Origin of the sequence: Frigoribacterium sp. CFBP 8754 (assembly GCF_014841815.1) — a bacterium.
In the GTDB taxonomy this organism is placed as follows: Bacteria; Actinomycetota; Actinomycetes; order Actinomycetales; family Microbacteriaceae; genus Frigoribacterium; species Frigoribacterium endophyticum.
On record NZ_JACYUO010000002.1, the window covers coordinates 631,480 to 653,420 of the forward strand.

At 73.0% G+C, this 21,941-nt stretch carries 21 protein-coding genes; 6 read left to right on the plus strand and 15 right to left on the minus strand.

Annotated features, from left to right (window positions below):
• Nucleotides 1-84 precede the first annotated feature (84 nt).
• From IFT72_RS09340 to IFT72_RS16025, 5 genes are all read left to right on the plus strand, one after another.
• On the plus strand, nucleotides 85-1,440 hold the full coding sequence (locus tag IFT72_RS09340; RefSeq protein ID WP_192046230.1) for an ABC transporter substrate-binding protein: 1,356 nt from the start codon (nucleotides 85-87) through the stop codon (nucleotides 1,438-1,440).
• 110 nt (nucleotides 1,441-1,550) lie between these two features.
• Nucleotides 1,551-3,461 (plus strand): beta-galactosidase family protein, encoded by a 1,911-nt coding sequence (locus tag IFT72_RS09345; protein WP_192046231.1) that lies wholly within the window; start codon nucleotides 1,551-1,553, stop codon nucleotides 3,459-3,461.
• Between the two features lie 75 nt (nucleotides 3,462-3,536).
• Nucleotides 3,537-4,415: a helix-turn-helix transcriptional regulator gene (locus tag IFT72_RS09350; RefSeq protein WP_192046232.1), complete on the plus strand. Its 879-nt coding sequence runs from the start codon at nucleotides 3,537-3,539 to the stop codon at nucleotides 4,413-4,415.
• Nucleotides 4,412-5,641 carry an MFS transporter gene (locus IFT72_RS09355; protein ID WP_371741237.1) on the plus strand — a complete coding sequence of 410 codons (1,230 nt, stop codon included), beginning with the start codon at nucleotides 4,412-4,414 and terminating at the stop codon, nucleotides 5,639-5,641. Before IFT72_RS09350 ends, IFT72_RS09355 begins: the two co-directional genes overlap by 4 nt.
• Nucleotides 5,638-6,150, plus strand: a complete 513-nt coding sequence (locus IFT72_RS16025; RefSeq protein WP_192046233.1) for a GNAT family N-acetyltransferase — start codon at nucleotides 5,638-5,640, stop codon at nucleotides 6,148-6,150. The genes IFT72_RS09355 and IFT72_RS16025 overlap by 4 nt, the downstream gene beginning before the upstream one ends.
• Nucleotides 6,151-6,239: 89 nt before the next feature.
• Here IFT72_RS16025 and IFT72_RS09365 read toward each other — a convergent pair whose 3' ends face one another.
• The 5 genes from IFT72_RS09365 to IFT72_RS09380 all read right to left on the minus strand — a co-directional run bounded on the left by IFT72_RS09365 (nucleotide 6,240) and on the right by IFT72_RS09380 (nucleotide 9,783).
• Complete coding sequence (locus IFT72_RS09365; protein WP_056056933.1) at nucleotides 6,240-6,743, minus strand: pyridoxamine 5'-phosphate oxidase family protein; 504 nt, start codon at nucleotides 6,741-6,743, stop codon at nucleotides 6,240-6,242.
• Nucleotides 6,744-6,834: 91 nt separating this feature from the next.
• Entirely contained in the window at nucleotides 6,835-7,782 is a 948-nt protein-coding gene (locus IFT72_RS09370) for a MetQ/NlpA family ABC transporter substrate-binding protein (protein WP_192046234.1), read from the minus strand.
• Between the two features lie 166 nt (nucleotides 7,783-7,948).
• Nucleotides 7,949-8,116, minus strand: a complete 168-nt coding sequence (locus tag IFT72_RS16030; RefSeq protein ID WP_244634318.1) for a hypothetical protein — start codon at nucleotides 8,114-8,116, stop codon at nucleotides 7,949-7,951.
• Nucleotides 8,117-8,137: 21 nt separating this feature from the next.
• Entirely contained in the window at nucleotides 8,138-8,731 is a 594-nt protein-coding gene (locus IFT72_RS09375; protein ID WP_244634319.1) for a methionine ABC transporter permease, read from the minus strand.
• Complete coding sequence (locus IFT72_RS09380) at nucleotides 8,728-9,783, minus strand: methionine ABC transporter ATP-binding protein (protein WP_192046235.1); 1,056 nt, start codon at nucleotides 9,781-9,783, stop codon at nucleotides 8,728-8,730. The genes IFT72_RS09375 and IFT72_RS09380 overlap by 4 nt, the downstream gene beginning before the upstream one ends.
• A 256-nt stretch (nucleotides 9,784-10,039) precedes the next feature.
• On the opposite strand from IFT72_RS09380, the gene IFT72_RS09385 reads away from it, so the two are divergent.
• Nucleotides 10,040-10,858: a GntR family transcriptional regulator gene (locus tag IFT72_RS09385; protein WP_192046236.1), complete on the plus strand. Its 819-nt coding sequence runs from the start codon at nucleotides 10,040-10,042 to the stop codon at nucleotides 10,856-10,858.
• 39 nt (nucleotides 10,859-10,897) lie between these two features.
• Here IFT72_RS09385 and IFT72_RS09390 read toward each other — a convergent pair whose 3' ends face one another.
• The 10 genes from IFT72_RS09390 to IFT72_RS09435 all read right to left on the minus strand — a co-directional run bounded on the left by IFT72_RS09390 (nucleotide 10,898) and on the right by IFT72_RS09435 (nucleotide 21,936).
• The gene (locus IFT72_RS09390) at nucleotides 10,898-11,524 is read right to left on the minus strand and encodes a hypothetical protein (protein WP_192046237.1); all 627 of its coding nucleotides are present in this window, start codon (nucleotides 11,522-11,524) and stop codon (nucleotides 10,898-10,900) included.
• A gap of 417 nt (nucleotides 11,525-11,941) precedes the next feature.
• The gene (locus IFT72_RS09395) at nucleotides 11,942-12,781 is read right to left on the minus strand and encodes an alpha/beta fold hydrolase (protein ID WP_192046238.1); all 840 of its coding nucleotides are present in this window, start codon (nucleotides 12,779-12,781) and stop codon (nucleotides 11,942-11,944) included.
• 42 nt (nucleotides 12,782-12,823) lie between these two features.
• Nucleotides 12,824-13,243, minus strand: coding sequence for a tautomerase family protein (locus IFT72_RS09400; protein WP_192046239.1), 420 nt, complete (start codon nucleotides 13,241-13,243; stop codon nucleotides 12,824-12,826).
• A gap of 122 nt (nucleotides 13,244-13,365) precedes the next feature.
• Nucleotides 13,366-14,514 (minus strand): transaldolase family protein, encoded by a 1,149-nt coding sequence (locus IFT72_RS09405; RefSeq protein WP_192046240.1) that lies wholly within the window; start codon nucleotides 14,512-14,514, stop codon nucleotides 13,366-13,368.
• Nucleotides 14,515-14,573: 59 nt separating this feature from the next.
• The gene (locus IFT72_RS09410; RefSeq protein ID WP_185234123.1) at nucleotides 14,574-15,443 is read right to left on the minus strand and encodes a sugar phosphate isomerase/epimerase family protein; all 870 of its coding nucleotides are present in this window, start codon (nucleotides 15,441-15,443) and stop codon (nucleotides 14,574-14,576) included.
• Nucleotides 15,444-15,449: 6 nt separating this feature from the next.
• On the minus strand, nucleotides 15,450-16,511 hold the full coding sequence (locus tag IFT72_RS09415; RefSeq protein ID WP_192046241.1) for a Gfo/Idh/MocA family protein: 1,062 nt from the start codon (nucleotides 16,509-16,511) through the stop codon (nucleotides 15,450-15,452).
• A 33-nt stretch (nucleotides 16,512-16,544) separates the two neighbouring features.
• Complete coding sequence (locus IFT72_RS09420; protein ID WP_192046242.1) at nucleotides 16,545-17,513, minus strand: sugar phosphate isomerase/epimerase; 969 nt, start codon at nucleotides 17,511-17,513, stop codon at nucleotides 16,545-16,547.
• Between the two features lie 47 nt (nucleotides 17,514-17,560).
• The gene (gene iolD / locus IFT72_RS09425; protein WP_192046243.1) at nucleotides 17,561-19,459 is read right to left on the minus strand and encodes a 3D-(3,5/4)-trihydroxycyclohexane-1,2-dione acylhydrolase (decyclizing); all 1,899 of its coding nucleotides are present in this window, start codon (nucleotides 19,457-19,459) and stop codon (nucleotides 17,561-17,563) included.
• Nucleotides 19,456-20,382 (minus strand): 5-deoxy-glucuronate isomerase, encoded by a 927-nt coding sequence (gene iolB / locus IFT72_RS09430; protein WP_192046373.1) that lies wholly within the window; start codon nucleotides 20,380-20,382, stop codon nucleotides 19,456-19,458. Before iolB ends, iolD begins: the two co-directional genes overlap by 4 nt.
• A gap of 12 nt (nucleotides 20,383-20,394) precedes the next feature.
• The gene (locus tag IFT72_RS09435) at nucleotides 20,395-21,936 is read right to left on the minus strand and encodes a CoA-acylating methylmalonate-semialdehyde dehydrogenase (RefSeq protein WP_185233631.1); all 1,542 of its coding nucleotides are present in this window, start codon (nucleotides 21,934-21,936) and stop codon (nucleotides 20,395-20,397) included.
• Nucleotides 21,937-21,941 lie beyond the last annotated feature (5 nt).

Below are 21,941 nucleotides of genomic sequence, written 5' to 3' on the forward strand. Positions count from 1 at the left end.
GTCCTCCCCCCTGCACCACCACCCGCACCATCACCCGCACCATCACCACGGCACCACCTCCACGATGAAGTGAAAGGCACCACAATGTCCCGTTCCCTCCCCCGCTCCGCCAAGCGCGCCATCGCGCTGGGCCTGGGCGTCGTCCTCGCCGGCTCGCTCGCGGCCTGCTCCTCCGGCTCCGGCGGCGGCTCGAGCCCCGACACGGCGTCGGCCGACGAGCTCGCCGCGGCCCTGACGGAGAAGTCGACCATCACCGTCTGGGCCTGGGCCCCGGCCGTCGAGCCCATCGCCGAGGCCTTCGAGGCCAAGTACCCCGACATCACCGTCGACGTGCAGAACGTCGGCACCGGCGCCGACCAGTACACCAAGCTGCAGAACGCCATCAAGGCCGGCAAGGGCGCGCCCGACGTGGCCCAGGTCGAGTACTTCGCGATCCCGCAGTTCTCGCTCAGCGACTCGCTGGCCGACCTGAGCGGCTTCGGCTACGACGACCTCGAGGACGACTTCACCGCCTCCACCTGGAACTCCGTCACCGACGGCGACGCCGTCTACGCGCTCCCCCAGGACTCCGGCCCCATGGCGATGTTCTACCGCCAGGACGTCTTCGACAAGTACGGCATCGCCGTGCCGACGACGTGGGACGAGTACGTCGCGGCCGCCGAGACCATGCACTCGGCCGATCCGAACCAGTTCATCACCAGCGACACCGGCGACGCCGGCTTCACCACGAGCATGATCTGGCAGGCCGGCGGTCAGCCGTACAAGGTGGACGGCGAGACGGTCTCGATCGACCTGCAGGACGAGGGCGCGAAGAAGTGGACCTCGACCTGGAACACGCTGGTCGAGAACGGCTCGCTCGCGCAGACCCCCGGCTGGACGGACGAGTGGTTCCGCGGCCTCAGCGACGGCTCGATCGCCACGCTGCTGACGGGCGCCTGGATGCCCGGCAACCTCGAGGCGCAGGCCGCCGAGGGCTCCGGCCAGTGGCGCGTCGCCCCCATGCCCCAGTACACCGAGGGCGACACCGCGACCGCCGAGAACGGCGGATCGTCCATCGCCGTGATGGAGCAGTCGTCGAACAAGCTCGTCGCGGCGGAGTTCACCAAGTTCGCGACCGCGGAGGAGGAGGGCAAGCAGATCTCGTTCGACGCCGGCGGGTTCCCCTCGACCACGTCCGACCTGAACGACCCGGCCTTCCTCGCCGAGGCCCCCGAGTACTTCGGCGGCCAGAAGATCAACGAGGTCCTGTCTCAGGCCGCTGCCGACGTGGTGCCCGACTGGCAGTACCTGCCCTTCCAGGTCTACGCGAACAGCATCTACAGCGACAGCGCGTCGTCGGCCTACTCGAACGGCACCTCGCTCGACCCCGTCCTCGAGGCGTGGGGCAAGGCGTCCGCCGACTACGGCACGCAGCAGGGCTTCGACGTCACCACGAAGTAACGCCCGCGCTCCCGGGCACCGGGCGGGGAGGCACGACGCAGGTCGCGCCTCCCCGCCGTGCGTCCGCCGCACCTCCCCCCGCACTCCCCGCCACCGACAGGACACGCCACATGTCGAGCCCCGTGCCCGCCTCCGCCGCCACCAGCCGCCGCTTCGTCGTCGGCCCCGAGCACTTCGAGCTCGACGGCGCCCCGCACCGCGTCCTCGCCGGCGCGCTGCACTACTTCCGCGTCCACCCCGACCAGTGGGCCGACCGCATCCACAAGGCGCGGCTGATGGGGCTGAACACCATCGAGACGTACGTCGCCTGGAACGCCCACTCTCCCCAGCGCGGCGAGTTCGACGCGACCGGCGGCCTCGACCTCGGCCGGTTCCTCGACCTGGTGGCCGCCGAGGGCATGCACGCGATCGTGCGCCCCGGCCCCTACATCTGCGCGGAGTGGGACGGCGGCGGGCTGCCCGGCTGGCTCTTCGACGACCCCGCGGTCGGCGTCCGCCGCAGCGAGCCCCTCTACCTGGCCGCCGTCGACGAGTTCCTCGCCCACGTCTACGAGATCGTCGTGCCGCGGCAGATCGACGCCGGCGGCCCCGTCGTGCTCGTGCAGATCGAGAACGAGTACGGCGCGTACGGCGACGACTCGGAGTACCTGCGCCACCTCGTCGACCTGACCCGCGCCTCCGGCGTGACCGTGCCGCTGACCACGGTCGACCAGCCCACCGACGAGATGCTCTCGCGCGGCAGCCTGCCCGACCTGCACCGCACGGGCTCCTTCGGCTCGCGCGCCGACGAGCGCCTCGCGACCCTGCGTCGCCACCAGCCGACGGGCCCGCTGATGTGCTCGGAGTTCTGGGACGGCTGGTTCGACCACTGGGGCGAGCACCACCACACGACCCCCGTCGCCGAGGCGTCGGGCGAGCTCGACGCGCTGCTCGCGGCCGGGGCCTCGGTGAACATCTACATGTTCCACGGCGGCACCAACTTCGGCTTCACCAACGGCGCGAACCACAAGGGCACGTACCAGTCGCACGTCACCTCGTACGACTACGACGCCCCCCTCGACGAGGCGGGCTTCCCCACCGACAAGTTCTTCGCGTTCCGCGACGTCATCGCCCGCTGGGCGCCGGTGCCCGACGAGCTGCCCGCGCGCCGCACGCCGGCGCCCGTGCTGCGGACCGACTTCGACGCCGTCGTGCCGCTCGACCAGCTGGTCGGCGACGCGGGCGACGCTGACGACCGCGGGCAGGCCGGGGCGGCCGGGCAGGAGTCGCGGGTCGACACGCGCGCGTCGGTCGCGACCGCGACCCGTCGCCGTGCCGCCGTGGCCCCCGCCGCCGGGCAGTGGCACCGCACCGCGGCCGTGCCCACCATGGACGAGCTCAGCGCCTTCCGCGGGTTCTCGCTGCACCGCGTGGCGCTGCCGGCCGGCGACGGCCCCCGGGCGCTCTCGTTCGCGGGCGTGCGCGACCGCGCCGTCGTCTCGGTCGACGGCCGCCGCGTCGGCGTGCTGCAGCGCGACCAGCACGAGCGCTCGATCGTCGTGCCGCCCGGCGCGCGGCTCGAGGTGCTCGTCGAGGACCAGGGCCGCGTCAACTACGGCCGCCACATCGGCGAGGCGAAGGGCCTCGTCGGCCCCGCCCTGCTCGACGGCACAGAGCTGCTCGAGTGGGAGTCGCTGCCGCTCGACCTCGACGCGATGGTGGCGACGGTCACCCGTCGTGCCGACCGCGCCGCGGGCTCGGTGCGCTTCCTCGACGGGCCCGTGTTCGCGCATGCGACCGTCACCGTCGACGAGCCCGCCGACCTCTACCTCGACACGCGCTCGTGGGGCAAGGGCGTGGCCTTCGTGAACGGCTTCGCGCTCGGTCGGTACTGGACGCGCGGCCCCCAGCACACGCTCTACGTGCCCGGCGAGCAGCTGCGGGCCGGCGACAACGACCTGGTCGTCTTCGAGACCGGCGCCGCGGCTCGGCCCGAGGTGTCGTTCGTGGCCGAGCCCGACCTGGGGCACCTGGAGTCGTAGCGGGGGCGGCGAGCCCCCGAGGCGGGCCCTCGCAGGGCCTGCCTCCGCAGCCGGGCCGCCCGTATCGTCGTCGGCATGGACCCCCGAGCTGACGTGCGCGACTTCCTCTCCAGCCGCCGGGCGCGCATCACCCCCGAGCAGGCCGGCCTCGGTCGCGGCGGTGGTCGCCGGCGCGTGCCGGGGCTGCGCCGCGACGAGGTCGCGACGCTCGCCGGGGTGAGCGTCGACTACTACACGCGCCTCGAGCGGGGCGACCTCGGCGGCGTCTCCGACAGCGTCCTCGACGCCATCGCCGGCGCCCTCGAGCTGACCCGCGCCGAGCACGACCACCTGTACGACCTGGCCCGCTCGTTCGCGCCCACCCGACGCCGCGGGCCCGTCGTCGAGGCACGCGGGGCCGCGTTGGCGGCGCCGGTGCAGCACCTCCTCGACGCGGTCACCGCGGCGCCCGCGTTCGTCACGAACACGCGCATGGACATGGTGGCCGCCAACGCCCTCGGCGTCGCCCTCTACTCCGAGATGTACCGCGGCGACGAGCGGCCCGCGAACCACTCGCGCTTCATCTTCCTCGACCCGCGGGCGCGGGAGTTCTACCCCGACTGGGAGCGCGCGGCCGCCGTCAACGTGGCCATCCTGCGCCGTGACGCCGGCCGCGACCCCCGAGACCGGGGCCTCGCCGAGCTGGTCGGCGAGCTCTCGGTGCGCAGCGACGAGTTCCGCGCGCGCTGGGCCGCCCACGAGGTGCGCCGACACTACTCGGGAGCCAAGTCGTTCCGTCACCCCGTCGTGGGTCTGCTCGAGCTCGACTACCTGGTCATGGAGCTGCAGGACGCCCCGGGTCACTCGATGACCGTCTACCCGGCGGCGCCGGGCAGCCCGTCGGCCGAGGGGCTCGCGCTCCTGGCCTCGTGGGCAGCCACCGAGGGCGTCGACGCCGTGCCGGAGCGCTCGTGAGCGCGACCCGCGCGACGGCCCCGGTCGACCCTCGGCCGCCGCAGGGCGAGGTGACGCGCCTGCCGGTCGTCGCCCTCGTGCTGCTCGCCGCCATCGGCTTCGTGCTGGTCGCGATGGAGACCATGCCGGCCGGGCTGCTGCCGCAGATCGCCGCGGGCCTCGACACCGGCGAGGGCTCGGTCGGGCTCCTGATCAGCGCGTACGCCCTCGGCACCGTCGTCGTGACCGTGCCGGCCATCACGCTGACCCGCGGCCTCCGCCGCAAGCCCCTGCTGCTCGGCGCGGTCGCGGGGCTCGTCGTCGCCAACGCCGTGACGGCGGGCTCGACCGAGGTGGCCCTGTCGCTGGCCTCCCGCTTCGTCGCCGGGGCTTTCTCCGGCGTCATCTGGGGCATGCTCGCGGCGTACGGCCGCCGGATCAGCCCGCCGTCGCGGGCGGGGCTGTCGCTCGCGATCGTCTCCACCGGCGCCCCGCTCGGCTTCGCGTTCGGCACGCCGCTCGGCTCGTGGATCGGCAGCACGCTCGACTGGCGCTGGTCGTTCGGCGGGCTGTCGCTCGTGGCCACGGTGGTCGCGGTGCTCATCGCCCTCGTGGTGCCCGCCGCCACGGCGCCCGCGGCGACCGGCGACGCGGCGGCCCGCCGCCTCCCCCTGCTCCGCGTGGCACGGCTGCCCGGCGTCGCGGTCATCCTCGCGGTGATCGCCACCTGGATGCTCGGGCACAACACGATCTACACCTACGTCGCCCCGTACCTGCGGTCGACGAGCGCGGACCTCTCGGTCGAGCTCCTCCTGCTGCTCTACGGCGTCGCGTCGATCGGGGGCGTCGTGCTGACGGGGGCCCTGCTCGACCGCCACCCGCGGCCGCTGCTGCACGGCAGCCTCGCCGTCTTCGTGCTGGCCGGGGTCGTGCTGCTCGTCGGCCGCGACGTCACCGCCGCGGTCGTCGTCGCCGCCGTGCTCTGGGGCCTCACCTTCGGCGGCGCCTCGGCGCAGCTGCAGGCCGCCCTGACGACGGCGGGAGGCGCGGAGCAGGACGTCGCGAACTCGTTCCTGCCCGTGGCGTTCAACGTCGCGATCTTCGCGGCCGGCATCGTCGGAGCGGTGCTGCTCCAGCACGCCGACGGGCTCGTGCTGCCCGTCGTCATGATCGTCGGGGGCTCGGCGGCGTTCGTGCTCACGCTGTGGGGGCGGCGCACCGCCTTCCCCGCCAGACTGGTCGGGTGACCACACCGCACGACCTCGTCATCGTCGCCCGCCCGTACGACCACCCCGACGTGCAGCAACTCGTCGAGGGCCTCCAGCAGCTCTACGTCGAGATCTACGGCGGCCGCGACGAGAGCCCGATCGACGCCGCGGAGTTCGAGCCGCCGCGCGGGGCGTTCGCGGTGGCGTACCTGTCGGAGGGCCCGCAGCCGGCGGGCTCGGACCGCGAGGGCTCGCGGGAGGGGCAGCCCGTCGGCATGGGAGCCTGGCGACTGCTGCCCGACGGGCGCGGCGAGCTCAAGCGGCTGTTCGTGCAGCCCGGGCACCGCGGCCGGGGAGTCTCGCGACGACTGCTGGGCTGGCTCGAGGAGTCGGCCCGCGACTCCGGCGTGACCTGGATGGTGCTCGAGACCAACACGGCGCACCCCGAGGCGATCCGGCTCTACCGCTCGGCCGGGTACGAGCCGGTGCCCGACTACGGCCACTACGCCGACGAGCCGGAGACGGTGTCGCTCGGCCGGGAGCTCTGACACCGGCTCGTCGACGGACGTCGGAGGGCCCGGCACCGCTCGGGTGCCGGGCCCTCCGGCGGCGCGGCGTCTCGCCGCGACGGTCGTCGCTACAGCTCGATCTTCTCGTTCTCGCCCTCGAGGGCCTCGCCGGTCACCTTCGACTTGACGAAGGAGAGCACCGAGGCGACCTTGCCGCCGGGGGTGTCCCAGTACTCGGCGCTGTCGGCGCTGAACTTCACCAGGCCGACGTTGGGGTCGGCGGGCCCGTCGGGGAACCACGCCTCGACGCGGCTGTTCCACAGCTCCTCGAGCTTCGCGTGGTCGTCGACCACCGCGGCGGTGCCGGCGAGCGACACCCAGGAGTCGTTCGAGCTCAGCGTCACGCCGACCGTCCGCTCGCGCCCCAGGTGGTGCACGGCCGAGGAGTCCTGCCCGACGATGAACCACAGGTCGCCGTCGAACTCGGCCTCCTGCACGGTCATCGGGTGGCCGACGAGGGCGCCCTTCTCGTCGATGGTCGTGAGCATCGCGAAGTCGAAGCCGCGGAGCAGCCCCGCGAGCTTGGCGACGTCGTCGTCGTGGGTGCTGGTGGTGCCGGTGGTGTCGGTCACGGTGTGCTCCTTCGCGCAGGGCCGGGCACGGTGGGCGCCCGGGGTCGCCCCCACTCTGCTCTCCCCGGGGGGCGAGCGCCCAGCCTTCGGTCTACTCCGCGTCGAGGGGCAGCAGGATGCCCGCGACCCGCGGGTCGGTCGCGAGGAAATCCTGCACGGCGGGGTCGCGGAACGCCTCGACGAGCTTGCGCACCGCCGCCTCGTCGGCGAAGTCGCTGCCGATCGTGAGCTGGCCGGCGAACTCGTCGGGGGCGGCGGGGGCGAAGATCTGCTGCTCGATCGGGACGCCGGCCGCCAGGTAGTACTCGGTGTAGCCGACGGCGGCGTCGAGGTCGGGCAGCGCCCGCGACTGGGCCGCGAAGTCGAGCAGGGTGAAGCGGAGGCCCTTGGGGTTCGACGCGATGTCGTCCTGGGTGGCGTGGCCCACGTCGACGCCGTCCTTCAGCGTGATCAGGCCGGCGCGCTCCAGCACCGACAGCCCCTGCGCCTCGTTGGCCGGGTCGGAGTAGAGCGAGATCGTCGCCCCGTCGGGGATCTGGCTGACGTCGGTGTACTTCGACGACCAGAGGCCGAAGCCCCAGCGGAAGACCGGCGTCGCCGCCTCCTCGCGGAAGTCGGGGTTGGCCGCGAGCACCTGGTCGAGCCAGAGGGAGTGCTGGTAGACGGTGCCGGCGATCTCGCCCTCGCTGACCGCGCGGTTGATCGTGTTGCTGTCGCTCAGCCCCTCGAACTCGACCGAGATGCCGTACTTCGGGGCCACCTCGTCGGCGACGAACTGGACGAGCGCCTGCTCCGAGGCGTTGCCCTCGGCGGTCGCGACCGTCAGGGTCGCGCCCGCCTCGGCCACGGCCGGCACGTCGGGGCGGACGAGCGGCACCACGACCGCGACCGCGACGGCGACGACGACCGCCGCCCCGCCCGCGATCCAGGGCCAGCGACGACGCCGCTTCAGCTCGAAGCCGTGGTCGTGGGCGTGGGCGGAGGCCGCGGCGGAGGCCGTGCGGGCGGGGTCGGCGGCGGCGGGCGTGTTCTCGGGCATGAGCAGGGTCCTTCGGAGCGGGCAGCCGGGGCTGCGGAGGGCGTGGCGGCACACCGGCGACCACGGCGGGGCCGGGTCCGGTGAGGAGGAGAGGAGCAGACGAGGAGACGAGAGGAGTCGGGGCCGACGGGCCGGAGGCGCGGTGCGCCAGGGGCCCCGGCCGACGTCACACGGCGGTGACGGCCGTGACGGCGACGGGCGTCGGCCCGTCGGAGCGGCGACGCCACCAGCGTCGGCGCGGCACCGGCTCCGGGCTGGTGGCCCGGACGGCGGCGTCGCCGATCAGCTGCACCGCGGCGACGGTGGCCACGAGGAGGACGATCGTGACGATCATCACCGTGTGGTCGAAGCGCTGTTAGCCGTAGGTGACGGCGACGTAGCCGATGCCGCCCGCGCCGATGGTGCCGGCGATCGCCGAGTACTCGATCATGGCGATCGTGTTGATCGTGAGGCCGCCGATGAGGCTCGGCAGCGCCTCCGAGAGCTGGGCGGTGCGGACGATCTGCAGCGGGGAGGCCCCGCTCGCCGTCGCGACGCGCACCCGGTCGGAGGGGACGCTGCGGAGCGAGTTCTCGACGATCCTCGTGAAGAAGGCGACGCCGGCGATCGACATCGGGACGACCGCCGCGGCGATGCCGATGTTCGTGCCCGTGACGAAGCGGGTGAACGGCACGATCGACGCCATCAGGATGAGGAAGGGCAGGGAGCGGCCGATGCTCACGACCCCGCTGAGCACGGTGTGCACCGCGGGGGCGGGGGCGAGGCCGGCCGGGCCGAGGTTGTGCACGAGCGCGCCGAGGGGCACGCCCAGCACGACGACGATCGCCATCACGATGCCGACCATGAGGAAGGTGTCGCCGAGCGCGGGCAGCACGAGCGCGGGGATCTCGGCGAGGGGCACCGAGTTGTCGTAGGCGGCGGGCGCGCCGGCGGCGAGGACGGCGCTCATCGGACCAGCTCCGCGCCGGCCACGCCGGCCACGACGCCCACGACGTCCAGGGTCTGAGCGGGGGCGGCGCCCTGCCCGGCGCGGCGGGCCGCGAGCCCGAGCGCCGCGGCGACCCCGGGGAGGCGGTCGGTGACCGCCTCGGGGACGGCCACGGTGACGTGGCCGACGGTGGCGCCTCCCAGGCTCTCGACCGAGGCGCCGAGCAGGGCCACCGGGGCGCCGAGCGCCTCGCCGAGCCGGGAGGGCCAGTCGGCCGGCACGTCGGCCGAGACGTAGTCGAGCCGCCACGGCCCCGCGCCGGGCGGGGCCTCGGCCGCCTGCCGGGCCGGGCGGAGCGCCGTGCCGAGCGGCGACGCGGGGTCGCGCAGCAGGTCGAGCAGCCGCCCCCGCTCGACGACGCGGCCGTGGTCGAGACGGGCGACGCTGTCGGCGATCTGCAGCACGGTGTCCATCTCGTGCGTGACGAAGAGGATCGACAGGCCGAGGTCGTCGCGCAGCTCGCGCAGCAGGCCCACGATCGACGCCGTCGAGGCGGGGTCGAGGCCGGAGGTGGCCTCGTCGGCCAGCAGCACGCTGGGCCGGAGCGCGAGCGCCCGGGCGATGCCGACGCGTTGCCGCTGCCCGCCCGACAGCTCGTGCGGCCGGGCGTCGGCCCGGTGCCCGAGGCCGACCCGGTCGAGCAGCTCGGCGACCCGGCGACGCGCCTCGGCGCGCGTGACGCCGAGGTACTCGAGCGGCAGCGCGACGTTCTGGGCCGCCGTGCGACGCCCGAAGAGCCCGTCCGACTGGAAGACCGTGCCGATGCGGCGCCGCGCGACCCGCAGGTCGCGCTCGCCGAGGGCCGTGAGGTCGTCGCCGTTGACGACGACCCGGCCCGAGGTGGGGCGCTGCAGCAGCGTGACGCACTCCGCCAACGTGCTCTTGCCCGCTCCGCTCGGGCCGACGACGGCCGCGATCTCGCCGGCGCCGACGGAGAAGTCGACGTGGTCGAGCACCGTGGTGCGCGTCGTGCCGGTCACGTGGACCTTGGTCAGCGCCTCGAGGCTGATCATGGTGTCCTCCTGGGTCGGTGCGGCGGGGGGCCTCCCGCCGGGTGCCGCCGAGCATAGGGAGGCGCGGGTCGGCCCGCGAGGGATCATCACGTCATGTGTCGCCCCGTGACCCCGTGCGTCGTCGCGCGTCCCCGTGCGTCGTCACGGGCCCGCGCCGACCGATCGCGCCCCCGGCGGGGCGGGTCTGCCCCGCCGGGCGGGCACCGACGCGTAGGGTTGTCCGCACATGGAGGTCCGACGACCCGGAGGGGGCACGATGACCGACGCCGCGACGACGCCCGGAACGACGCCCGGGGCGGCCGAGCCGACCGCCGCGTCCGGTCCCCTCGGAGAGCTGCCCGCGGACCTCTTCGCCGACCTGGACCGCGGGGGCCCGGTGCCGCTCTGGTACCAGATCTCCGTCCGCCTCGAGTCCGCCGTCCTCAGCGGTCAGCTGCCGCCCGGCTCACGCCTCGAGAACGAGGTCGGTCTGGGCGAGCGCCTGGGGCTCTCGCGCCCGACGATCCGGCGCGCCATCCAGGAGCTCGTCGACAAGGGGCTGGTCGTGCGGCGCCGCGGCATCGGCACCCAGGTCGTGCACGGACCGGTGATGCGCGACGTGCAGCTGACGAGCCTCTACGAGGACCTGGCCGCGAGCGGGCAGACGCCGTCGACGCGGCTGCTGGGCCACGAGGTCGTGCCCGCCGACGTCAAGGTCGCGACGGCGCTCGGCCTGCCCCCGGGGACGGCCGTCGACCACATCCGGCGCCTCCGGCTCGCCGACGACGTGCCGGTCGCGGTGCTCGAGAACTACCTCCCGCGCGACCTCGCCGAGTTCGCCTCCGACGACCTGGCCGCCCACGGGCTGTACCAGCTGCTGCGGGCCCGCGGGGTGACCATGCGGGTGGCGAAGCAGCGGATCGGCGCCCGTGCAGCCACCCGCGGCGAGGCTGAGCTGCTCGAGATCGAGCCCGCCGGGCCGCTGCTCACCATGACCCGGACGGCCTACGACGCTTCCGGGCGAGCGGTCGAGGTCGGGTACCACTGCTACCGCCCCGACCTCTACTCGTTCTCGGTCACCCTCGTCGACAAGTAGGCGCGACCGGCGCCACGAGTCCACCGGAGCCCGCTCCGGTCAGCCGACCCGCGCCTCCGGGGCCCGCCGCAGGCCGACGAGCAGCCAGGCGACCGCGACGAAGGCCGCCGAGAGGACGGCGAGGATCTGCCCTCCCCAGGCGATCAGGACGCTGGCCTCGCCCAGCCACACGGGCGACGTGAAGAAGAGCTGCCGCACCACGGCGAGGGCGGCCCAGACGAGCAGCGACCACCCGGCGAGCGCCGGCACGACGCGCACCCGCACGACGACGACGGCGGCGAGCACGAGCGCGACCAGGCCGATGAACTCCACGGCGCTGGAGAGCACGGCGACCTGCCAGCCGAGCAGCGAGCGCGCCGGCAGCACCGCGGTCAGGGCCGGCACCACGACGAGGGCCACGGCGGCGATGCGCAGGCCGAGCCGGCCCGGGCGGCTGGGGCCCGCGATGCCCGGCTGGGACCGGCTGCCGCTCACCAGCCAGAGCGCGACCGACACGACGAGGGCGGCGGCGAAGAGCAGCACCGGCAGCACGGTGACGAAGACGAACGCCGACGACGCGGCCGCGACGACGACGAGCCGCAGGAGGAAGAGGAGCGCCGCTCCGCCGAAGAGGGAGCCGGCGACGACCAGACGGGTGGACAGGGCCGGGGGCGTGGCGTCGGTCATCCCCCGACCGTACCGGCGCCCCGGGGGGCGCGGACGCCGCGTCGAGGCATTCCTGTGAGCGAGCGGCGGACGGGAGCGTAGTGTCGAGCGCTGTCCCCTGGAGGCACCTAGCCCTCGATGTACCCCGATCGATGTGCCCCACCGTCGGCTCGCTCCGACGGCGGACGGACGCCCCTCTCGGCCCGAACCGCGAGGGGCGTCACACCCTCTTCATGTCGAGGCATCGTCGCGCCTGTTCGCGCTCACAGCCTGTACTGTCTCTCTCATCGGGCGGCTCAGCCGTTCGCACGAGGTCGTGGGATTCGGGTCCCTGGCCTCGCGGTGGGGTCGCCGCGGAGGGGTCCGCGATGCCGGCCCCACCTCAGTTCCCTCTCCGCCCCTGGCTCGGGGCCGCCGTCAGGCCGCGGGCCTCGTCGTTCAGTCCGCCCGCACGGCGTCCAGCACGGCCTCCGCGACGACGCGCGGCGCGACCTCGGGCAGCCAGTGCCCCTCGTCGAGCTCGACGAACCGGTACGGCCCCGACACGTGACGCTCCGTGAGCTCGGCGGCGCGGCGCCCGAGCGCGGTGTCGTGGCGACCCCACAGGTACCGGGTGGGGACGGTGACGCGACCGGTCGCCAGCGACGGCCTCGCGCCTCCCCCCGGCAGCCAGAGGGCACGGTACCAGGCGATCGCCCCGGTGAGGGCCCGGGAGTCGCGCATCGCGTCCGCGTACTCCTCCGCCCGCTCGGCGGGCAGCCCCGTGCCCTGCAGCACGGGCGCCAGCCGGCGGCGGAGCAGCGCCTCGGGCAGCCACGGCAGCTGGAAGGCGCCCATGTACCAGGAGCGCAGCGCCTGCGACGACGACGTCAGCGAGGCGGCCAGGGCGGCGGGGTGCGGCGTCGACAGCACCGTGAGGCTGGCGACCCGGTCGGGGTGCTCGGCGGCGAGCTTCCACGCGACGGCCCCGCCCCAGTCGTGTCCGACCACGTGGGCACGGTCGACGCCGGCCTCGTCGAGCAGGGCCACGACGTCGGCGACCAGCTCCGTCGACCGGTAGGCGCGCCTCCCCCGCGGTCGCGCGCCCGGCGAGTAGCCGCGCTGCAGCGGCACGAGGCAGCGCAGCCCCGCCGCCTCGAGCCGGGGCACGACGTCGCGCCAGCTGGCCCGGGTGGCGGGGAACCCGTGCAGCAGCACGACCACCTCGCCCTCCGCGGGGCCGGAGTCGGTGGTCTCGAACACGAGGCCGTCACGCTCGTAGCGGGTCAGGCGGTCCATCGGCTCAGCCTAGGCAGCGAGGGGCGAGCGCGCGCGCCCGCGTCACCCGACCGCGGGCGCCGCGGCGGGGACCTTCAGCTCGCCGTTCATGTACTGCGCGACGCCGAAGCCGAACGACCAGTCCTGGGGGCCGTTCTCGACGTACCCGATGAAGACGTCCTCGCCGGCGACGCCCAGGTCGTGGAGCCCCGCGGCGATGCGGGCGTAGAGGGCCTGCTTCGTCTCGTCGCTCCGCCCCCTCTGCGTGAAGATCTGGATCATGACGACCCCGTCGGTCCGCTCGAAGCCCAGCCCGGCGTCCTCGGCGACGATGCGGCCCGTGGGCAGCTCGGTGACGACCTGGAACCGGTCGCGGACGGGGATGCCGTAGACCTCGACGATCGAGGCGTGGATCGAGTCGGCGATGGCGGTGACCTGTTCCGGCGAACGGCCGGACATGAGGTCGATGCGGACGAGGGGCATGGGGTGGGTCCTTCTGTCGGAGAGCAATGTCCTTACATGCTAACAAAGTAAGGTCTCGTGTGCCACGTCGAATGAGGGAGGCGCGGTGTCCGTGACGGACACCGCGCCTCCCCCGCCGCGCCTCAGACGGCAGGGACGATGACGTCGCGCACCAGGGCGTCGAGCTGCGCATCGGCCTCGAGGAACTGCCGCAGGGTGACCACGCACGCTCCGAAGTGCTCGAACTCGTCGATCGTCATGCCGTCGACGTCGTAGGCCCGGTGCCACTCCTCGGGGAGCTTCTCGCTCAGCGCGTCGAGGACGGCCTGGTCGACGGGCACGTCGATGCGGTGCTCGGCGGGCACCGAGTTCGCGTTGATGTCGACCTGCCACTGGAACGGAGGCGAGACGACGAGGTCTCCGCCGACGAGCTCGCTCCACTGCAGGTGGTTGCGGAACGCGGCCGAGAGGATCCGCGACCGGTAGCCGCGCGCCACGAACTCGTGGTGGGCCTTCTTGAGCGCCGCGACGCCGGCCCACTCGAGATGGCCGGGCTCGATCAGCACGTGGTCGCGCTTCGCCACGGCCTTGAGCCAGTCGTCCAGGCGACCGCCCATGATGGTCACGACCGAGCCGAACTCGTGGTCCACGAGCCCGTCGGCCGTGCGGCGGTCGAGGCCGCGCTCGATCGCGGCGCCGACGGCGAGCGCCTGCGCGACCGTGAACGAGACCGTCGCGTTGATGCTCACGCCGCGGTACGTGGCCTCCTCCATCGCCTCGATGCCGACCTTCGTCGCCGGGATCTTCACGATGATGTTGTCCGCGAGCCCCGAGAAGTGCACGGCCTGCTCGACGAGCGCCGCGGCGTCCCGGTGGAGGCGGGGGTCGGTCTGCATCGACAGCCGACCGTCCCGACCGCCCGATGCCCGGAAGGCGGGCTCGAGCAGCTTCGCCGCCTGGACGCTCAGTTCCTCGACGGCGAGCCAGCCCAGCTCGGACTCGCCGGCGGTCGGGTGCTCGTCGGCCATCTCGCGCAGACGAGGGCCCCAGGTGTCGATGTTGTTCTTGATCACCGTGTAGGCGATCACCGGGTTGCAGGTCGCACCGACGGCGCCGAACGCGATCGAGGCAGCCAGTTCGGCGGGGTCCGCCGAGTCGTTCCAGAGGCTGGTGGGGGTGTCCTGTGCGGCGCGGAGCAGGCTCGGCCGGTCGTCGGACGACGGCGCGGAGATGCCGGTGTCGGTGGCGGAGCTGGTGCCGGTGGCGGAGCTGGTGTCGGTGGTGGAGCTCATTGCTCTCCTCTGAGGTCGTCGAGCCCCCGTCGTGGCGGCTCTCTTCTGTGCTGCGGGGCTCAGGCCGCGGCGATGCGGGAGCGGATCTGCTCGAGCTGGTACCGGCTGACCTCGTCGACCGACTCGTCCTCGGCGAAGACGCTCGACACGGCGATCGTGTCCGGCCGGTCGAGGAAGCCGATCTCGGACAGGCCGCCGAAGAAGCCGTCCCAGTCGACGTCCCCGTCGCCGATCTTGAGGTGCTGGTGCACCCGGGCCGCGGTGCCGGGCGGGTTGCTGATGTAGCGCAGGCCGTGCGATCGGTTGTGGTCGAACGTGTCGGCGATGTGCACCAGCCCCAGCGACTGCCCCGCCGCCGCCATGATCCCGGCCATGTCGCCGCCGTAGTGGAACGTGTGGCAGGCCACGTAGGCGAGACCGACGCTCCGCGAGTTCAGTCCGCGGATGACCCGCAGCGCCTCGAGGCCGTCCTCGACGAAGTCGTCGGGATGGGGGTCGATGTACACCTGGATCCCCTCGCGCTCGAAGATCGGCAGGAGCTCCTCCATCGACCAGTAGAACTGTCGCTCGGACTCCTCCTGCCGCTCGGGGCGCCCGCTGAACTCGGTGTTGATGACGCCGACGCCGAGACGAGCCGTGATCTCGATGACCCGCTTCCACTGCTTGACGGCCGCGCGTCGCGACTCCTCGTCCGGGCCGGACCAGCGCAGCACCGGCAGCACGGACGCGATCTGCACCCCCGCTTCCCTGCAGGCAGCCGCGAAGGCGTCGACGAGGTCGTCGTCGGCCTTCGGGTGCCGGAAGAACGGGATGAAGTCCGCGTGCGGGGTCAGCTGGAGGTGGTCGTAGCCGAGCTCGGCGACCTTGCGGGGCAGCTCCAGCAGCGAGTGGGTGTGGTGCAGCGGCGTCGGGTCGAGGGCGATCTTCACCATGCTCTACGCCCCCGCGAGGACGGAGGAGGCGGGCGAGACCTCGTAGAAGGCCGGCTTGTCGAGCGCGTACCGCACCGGCACCTTCTCACCCGACGCCTGCGCGACGACGCCCGCGTCGGCGACGACGCTCGCGAGGTAGCCGTCCCACGCCGAGGGGCCGTCGATGGTGCCGGCGTGCGCGGCGTCGACCCAGCGCTGGACCTCGACGTCGTACGCCGCGCCGAAGCGCTCCTTGAACGATGGCGTGATGCCCTGGCCGGTGCTGCCCGCCGCGGCCACCTCGATGCCCTGCGGGCGTCCGATGGACGCCACGCCGCTCTCGAACACGGCGTCCGTCGTCACCTGGTAGCCGAACTGCACGTTCACGTTGATCTCGACGATCGCCAGCACGCCCGAGGCGGTCTCGAGGAGCACGAACTGCGGGTCGCGCAGCCCGTCGGGGGCGAGGGAGTTGCGGCGGGGCTTCTTGACCTCGATCGACACGATCGGCTCGCCCACGACGAACGGCACGACGTCGATCTCGTGGATGACCGAGTCCGTGATGAGGGCCGACTCGGAGAAGTTGGGAGGCGTCGACGGGTTCCGGTGGGCGCAGTGCAGGGCGAGCAGCGCGCCGTGGGCCCCCGACGCGACGAGCTCGCGCAGCTCGAGGTAGCCTGCGTCGAAGCGACGCATGAAGCCCACCTGGATGTGCGGACGGTCGAGCCTCTGCTCGGCCTCGATGATGCGGAGGCTCGACTCGACGGTGTCGGACAAGGGCTTCTCGCTGAGGATCGCGAGTCCGGCCTCCAGGGCCGGGAGGATGACGGGCTCGTGCAGGAACCCCGGGGTCGCGATGATGACCGCGTCGAGGCGCGTGGCGGCGAGTGCCTCCTCGAACGACGCGAAGGTCTCGGCGCCGGGAGCGAGATCCGCGGCTGCCGTGACGCGGGCGACGTCGGGGTCGACGACGGCGACGACCTCCGCTCCGCTGATGCGCTGCGTGATGCGCGACACGTGGTCGGCGCCCATCATGCCCGCGCCGACGACGGCGACGCGGAGGTTTCCGGTGCTGGGGATGCTCATGGGTGTTCTCCTTCGAACGGCGTGACGGGACGACTAGTGGGTACGGACGCGACGCGAGCAGCTGACGATGTGCTCCCGGGTCCGGGTGGCGATGCCGAGCGGCAGGTCGATCGACTCGACCGGGAACATGTCCTGTTCGACGATGGCGAAGATGTCGGGGTCGATGTCGCTGACCGCCTCGATGATCGGCGCCAGGTCGGGCACCCCCTTCGGGGGCTCGACCATCACGCCCATCGCGACGGCGTCGCCGAAGGGCACGTCGTTCTTCAGGACCGTGAAGCGGAGGTCGGAGTCGACCTGCTTGAGGTGCAGGTAGCCGATCCGGTCGGGATGGGTCTCGACGAGGCGGACGGCGTCGCCGCCGTAGTACGCGAAGTGGCCGGTGTCGAGGCAGAGGTTCGTGTAGCGGGCGTCGGTCTCGGCCAGGAACCGCTCGGTCTCCTGGTGGGTGCCCACGTGGCTGTCGGCGTGGGTGTGGAACTGCTGCTTCACCCCGAACTCCTCGAGCAGCGCCTTGCCGAGCTTGTCGTGGCCGGAGCCGAGCGCCGTCCACTGGTCGTCGGTGAGGGTGCGCGCCTCCAGGACCTCGCTGGTGGCGTCGCTGCGCCAGAGATCGGGGATGACGACGAGGTGCTCGGCGCCGAGCGCCGAGGCCAGCCCCGCGACGGCGAGGGCCTGGTCCCAGGCGCGCTGCCACTGGTCGTCGCCCTTGTGGAAGCCGGTGAAGACCGTCCCGGCCGAGAGCATGAGGCCGCGCTGGCCGAGTTCGTCCTCGAGCTGGTGGGGATCGGTGGGGAGGTAGCCGTACGGGCCGAGCTCGATCCACCGGTAGCCGGCCTGCTGCACCTCGTCGAGGAACCGCGGCCACGGGATCTGGCTGGGGTGCTCCGGGAACCACACCCCCCACGAGTCGGGGGCTGTGCCGATGCGCAGCCCCCGGTCGGTCGTCGCGGAGGGGGTCTCGACGGGTGTGGCGTCGGGATCGGTGACGGTGTCGGTCATGGCGGCGGTGCCTTTCGTGAGCGTGTCGTGAGGTCGAGGGGAGGGAGTCAGCCGAGGAGCGGTCGCTGGGCCGACCGGTGCTCGCGGTAGTCGGCGAGGGCCGCCTCGGTGGCGTCGAGGGTGGAGACCTGAGCGACGGGGACGTCCCACCAGCCCTCGCCGTCGGGGGCGTAGACGAGGGGGTCGCTGTTGATGTGGATGAGGGTGGTCGTGGGCGACGCCTTGGCCGTGGCCAGCGCGGCGGTGAGGTCGGCGACGGCGTCCTCGGTGGGCTGCACCTCGATGACGTCGACCCCGTAGCTGCGGGCGTTCATCGCCAGGTCGACCGGGAGGACCTCGGTGCCCTGGAAGTCGAGGGAGTCGGGGTCGAGCCTGCGGTACAGGGTGCCGAACCGGTCGGCGCCGACCGTCTCGGACAGGTGCCCGATCGAGGCGTAGCCGTGGTTCTGGATGAGCACGACGATGATCTTGACGCCCTCGGCGACGGCGGTGACGAGCTCGGTGTGGAGCATGAGGTACGAGCCGTCGCCGACCATGACGATGACGTCGCGATCAGGGGCGCCGCGCTTGACGCCGAGGCCGCCGGCGATCTCGTAGCCCATGCACGAGAACGCGTACTCGACGTGGTAGCCGAGCGGGTCGCGGACGCGCCAGAGCTTGTGCAGGTCGCCGGGGAGCGACCCCGCCGCCTGGACGACGACGTCGGTGGGGTCGCTGGCGGCCTGGACCGCGCCGATGATCTCGGGCTGGCCGGGCAGTGCGAGACCGGACGGCAGGAACGCCTCGTCGACCAGGTCGTCCCACGCGGCCTTCTCGGCGGCGACGCGCGTCGCGTGCTCGGCGGGGACCGTGTGCTCCGCGAGGGCTGCGCCGAGGGCGTCGATCGCCTCGCGGGCGTCGGCCACGACGGGCAGCTGGGAGCCGTGCTTGTAGGCGTCGAAGGACGCGATGTTGACGTTCACGAACTGCACGCCCGCCTCCTGGAAGGCAGTGCGGGAGGCGGTGGTGAAGTCGCTGTAGCGCGTGCCGATGCCGATGACGACGTCCGCCTCGGCCGCGATGCGGTTCGCGGCGGTCGTGCCGGTGGCGCCGATGCCGCCGAGGTGCTGGGGGTGGTCCCAGGCGAGCGCGCCTCCCCCGGCCTGCGTGGTCCCGACGGGGATCCCCGTCGACCGGGCGAAGGCGTCGAGCTGCTGCTCGGCGCCGGAGTAGAGCACTCCCCCGCCGGCGACGATGACGGGGCGCTTCGCGGACCGGATGGCGGCGACGGCTCGCTCGAGCGGCCCGCGCTCGGGGACGGGGCGACGGACGTGCCACTCCCGCGGCTGCAGGAACTCCTCGGGGACGTCGAGCCACTCGGCCTGGACGTCCTCCGGGAGGGCGATCGTGACGGCCCCGGTCTCGGCAGGGTCGGTCAGCACCCTCATGGCGGCGAGGGCGATCGAGAACAGCTGCTCCGGCCGGTCGACCCGGTCGAAGAAGCGCGACAGCGGCCGGAACGCGTCGGTCACCTGCAGGGAGGTGTCGTGCGGCATCTCGATCTGCTGCAGCACCGGGTCGCTGACCCGCGTCGCGAAGGTGTCGCTCGGCAGCAGCAGCGCAGGGAGGCGGTTGGTCGTCGCCAGGGCCGCTGCGGTGAGCATGTTGGCGGCGCCGGGGCCGACGGAGGCGGTGCTCGCGTAGGTGGCGCGCCTCCGGTGCATCCGGGCGTAGCCGACGGCCTCGTGGACCATGGCCTGCTCGTTGCGAGCCTGCAGGTACGGCATCAGGCCGGGGCGGTCGACGTGGTACTGCTTCAGGGCCTGGCCGACGCCGGCGACGTTCCCGTGGCCGAAGATGCCGAACATGCCGGGGATCGTGCGTTCCCGCACGTCGCCGTCGACGGTCCACTGGGCGGCCAGGAACTCGACCAGTGCCTGGCCGACGGTGAGTCGCTTCGTCGTCACGGACGGGGTCCTTTCGGTGCTGCTGAGGGGAGGTAGGGAAGGCGCGGGTCCGGGTCCTGCGACTCCCACTGGCTGCGGACCCAGCCGTGGGCGGGGTCGTCGGTGATGAGCCACGCACGCTCGGGGTCGGGGCCGGCCATGACGTTGAGGTAGTACAGGTCGTACCCGGGGGCGGCGACGGCCGGGCCGTGGTAGCCGAAGGGCACGAGGGCGACGTCGCCGGTGCGGACGAGCTGGTCCACCTGGATCTGCCCGGCAGGCGAGCCGTAGGTGGCGAACATGCCGAACGGGTCGGCCTGGCCGGGGGCGTCGAGGCCACGGCTGACGGCGGACTCGAAGTAGTAGATCTCCTCGAGCCGGGACTCCGTCCCGGGCACCGACTCGTCGTGCTTGTGCGGCGGGTACGACGACCAGTTCTCGGCCGGGGTCACCACCTCGCAGACGATCAACTTCTGGGCGTGCAGGCCCGCCGGTGTCCCGAAGTTGTGCACCTGTCGGGTGGAGCGGCCCGCGCCCCTGATCTCGACGGGGATGTCGGCGGCACGCAGCACCTGCACGTCGAGCACCTGGTCGGCGGGCGCCTCGGCGACCGCGACGCGCCCCGATCCGGTGAGGCGCGCCTCCGTGCCGACCCCGAGGTAGACGACGTCGGCCGGCCCCTCGAAGACGGAGGGCCGCCCGGCGAGCTCGACCGTCCCCGAGCCGCCTCGCTCGTCGCTCCACTCGACGACGACGTCGCCGGTCAGCGGCACGACCATGCGCTCCACCTGCCGTGGGGCCAGCCGCAGCTCGGCACCGTCGGCGAGCTCCCCGACGCGCAGGCCGGTGTGCTGCCAGCCGTCGAGCTCGCCGTCGACCACGGTCTGCCAGTCGTCGTGGGCCAGGTCGCCGCGGGGGAAGAACCAGCGCGTCTCGTCGTCCATGTCGTCCACCGGTCAGTTCTGGGGGAACCCGAGGTCGACGCCGCCGTGGCTCGGGTCGAGCCAGCGCGACGTGATCGCCTTCTCGCGGGTGAAGAACTCGAAGCCCTGCATCCCGTAGGCCTTGTCCGAGCCGAAGATGCTGTCCTTGAAGCCGCCGAACGAGTAGTAGGCGACGGGCACGGGGATGGGCACGTTGATGCCGATCATCCCGACCTCGATCTCGGCCTGGAAGCGCCGCGCCGCGCCTCCGTCGTTGGTGAAGATCGCGGTGCCGTTGCCGTACGCGCCGGCGTTGATGAGCGCGACGCCCTCCTCGTAGGAGGCGACCCTCACGACGGAGAGGACGGGCCCGAAGATCTCCTCCGTGTAGACGCGGCTGGTCAGGGGCACCTGGTCGATCAGGGTGGGGCCGAGCCAGAAGCCGTCGGCCTCGCCGTCGACCTCGACTCCGCGGCCGTCGACGACGACGACGGCGCCGTCCTCGAGGGCGACGTCGATGTAGCTCGCGACCTTGTCGCGGTGCTGCTCGGTGACCAGGGGGCCCATGTCGCAGCTCCGTCGGCCGTCGCCGACCGTGAGGCCGGCCATGCGCTCGGTGATCTTCTCGATCAGCTCGTCGGCGACGGGCTCCACCGCGACGACGACGCTGATCGCCATGCAGCGTTCGCCCGCCGACCCGAAACCGGCGTTGATGGCGCTGTCGGCGACGAGGTCGAGGTCCGCGTCGGGCAGCACGAGCATGTGGTTCTTCGCGCCGCCGAGCGCCTGGACGCGCTTGCCGTGCTGGGCGGCGGTCTCGTAGATGTACTGCGCGATCGGGGTGGACCCGACGAACGAGATGCTCTTGACCTCGGGGTGGGTGAGCAGTCCGTCGACGGCTTCCTTGTCGCCGTGGAGGACGTTGAACACGCCCTCGGGCAGACCGGCCTCGGCGAAGAGGCGGGCGAGGAACATCGCGCTGGACGGGTCCTTCTCGCTGGGCTTGAGGACGACGGTGTTCCCGACGGCGATCGCGATGGGGAAGAACCACATCGGCACCATCGCGGGGAAGTTGAACGGGCTGATGATCCCGACGACGCCGAGGGGCGCCTTCGTCGAGTAGACGTCGACCCCGGTCGAGACCTGCTGGGAGAACTCGCCCTTGATCAGGTGCGGGAACCCCGTCGCCAGCTCGACGACCTCGAGTCCGCGCGTGATCTCGCCGAGGGCGTCGCTGAGCACCTTGCCGTGCTCGGACGTGAGGATCTCGGCGAGCTCGCCCTTGCGCTCGTTGAGCAGCTCACGGAAGCGGAACATGATCTGCTGCCGCTTCGTGATCGACAGATCGCGCCAGGCGGGGAAGGCCCGGGCGGCGGAGGCGACGGCAGCGTCGATCTCGGACTGGTCGGCGAGCGAGACGTCCTTCGTGACGACGCCGAGGGCGGGGTCGTAGACGGGGGCGGTGCGGCCGCTCGTGCCGGGCACCTCCGCGTTGTCGATCCAGTGCGCGACGAGGGGGCGGCCGTCGGCGGCGACGGTGCCGGCGGCGGACGTGGTGCTGGTGGTGGTGGTCATGGTGG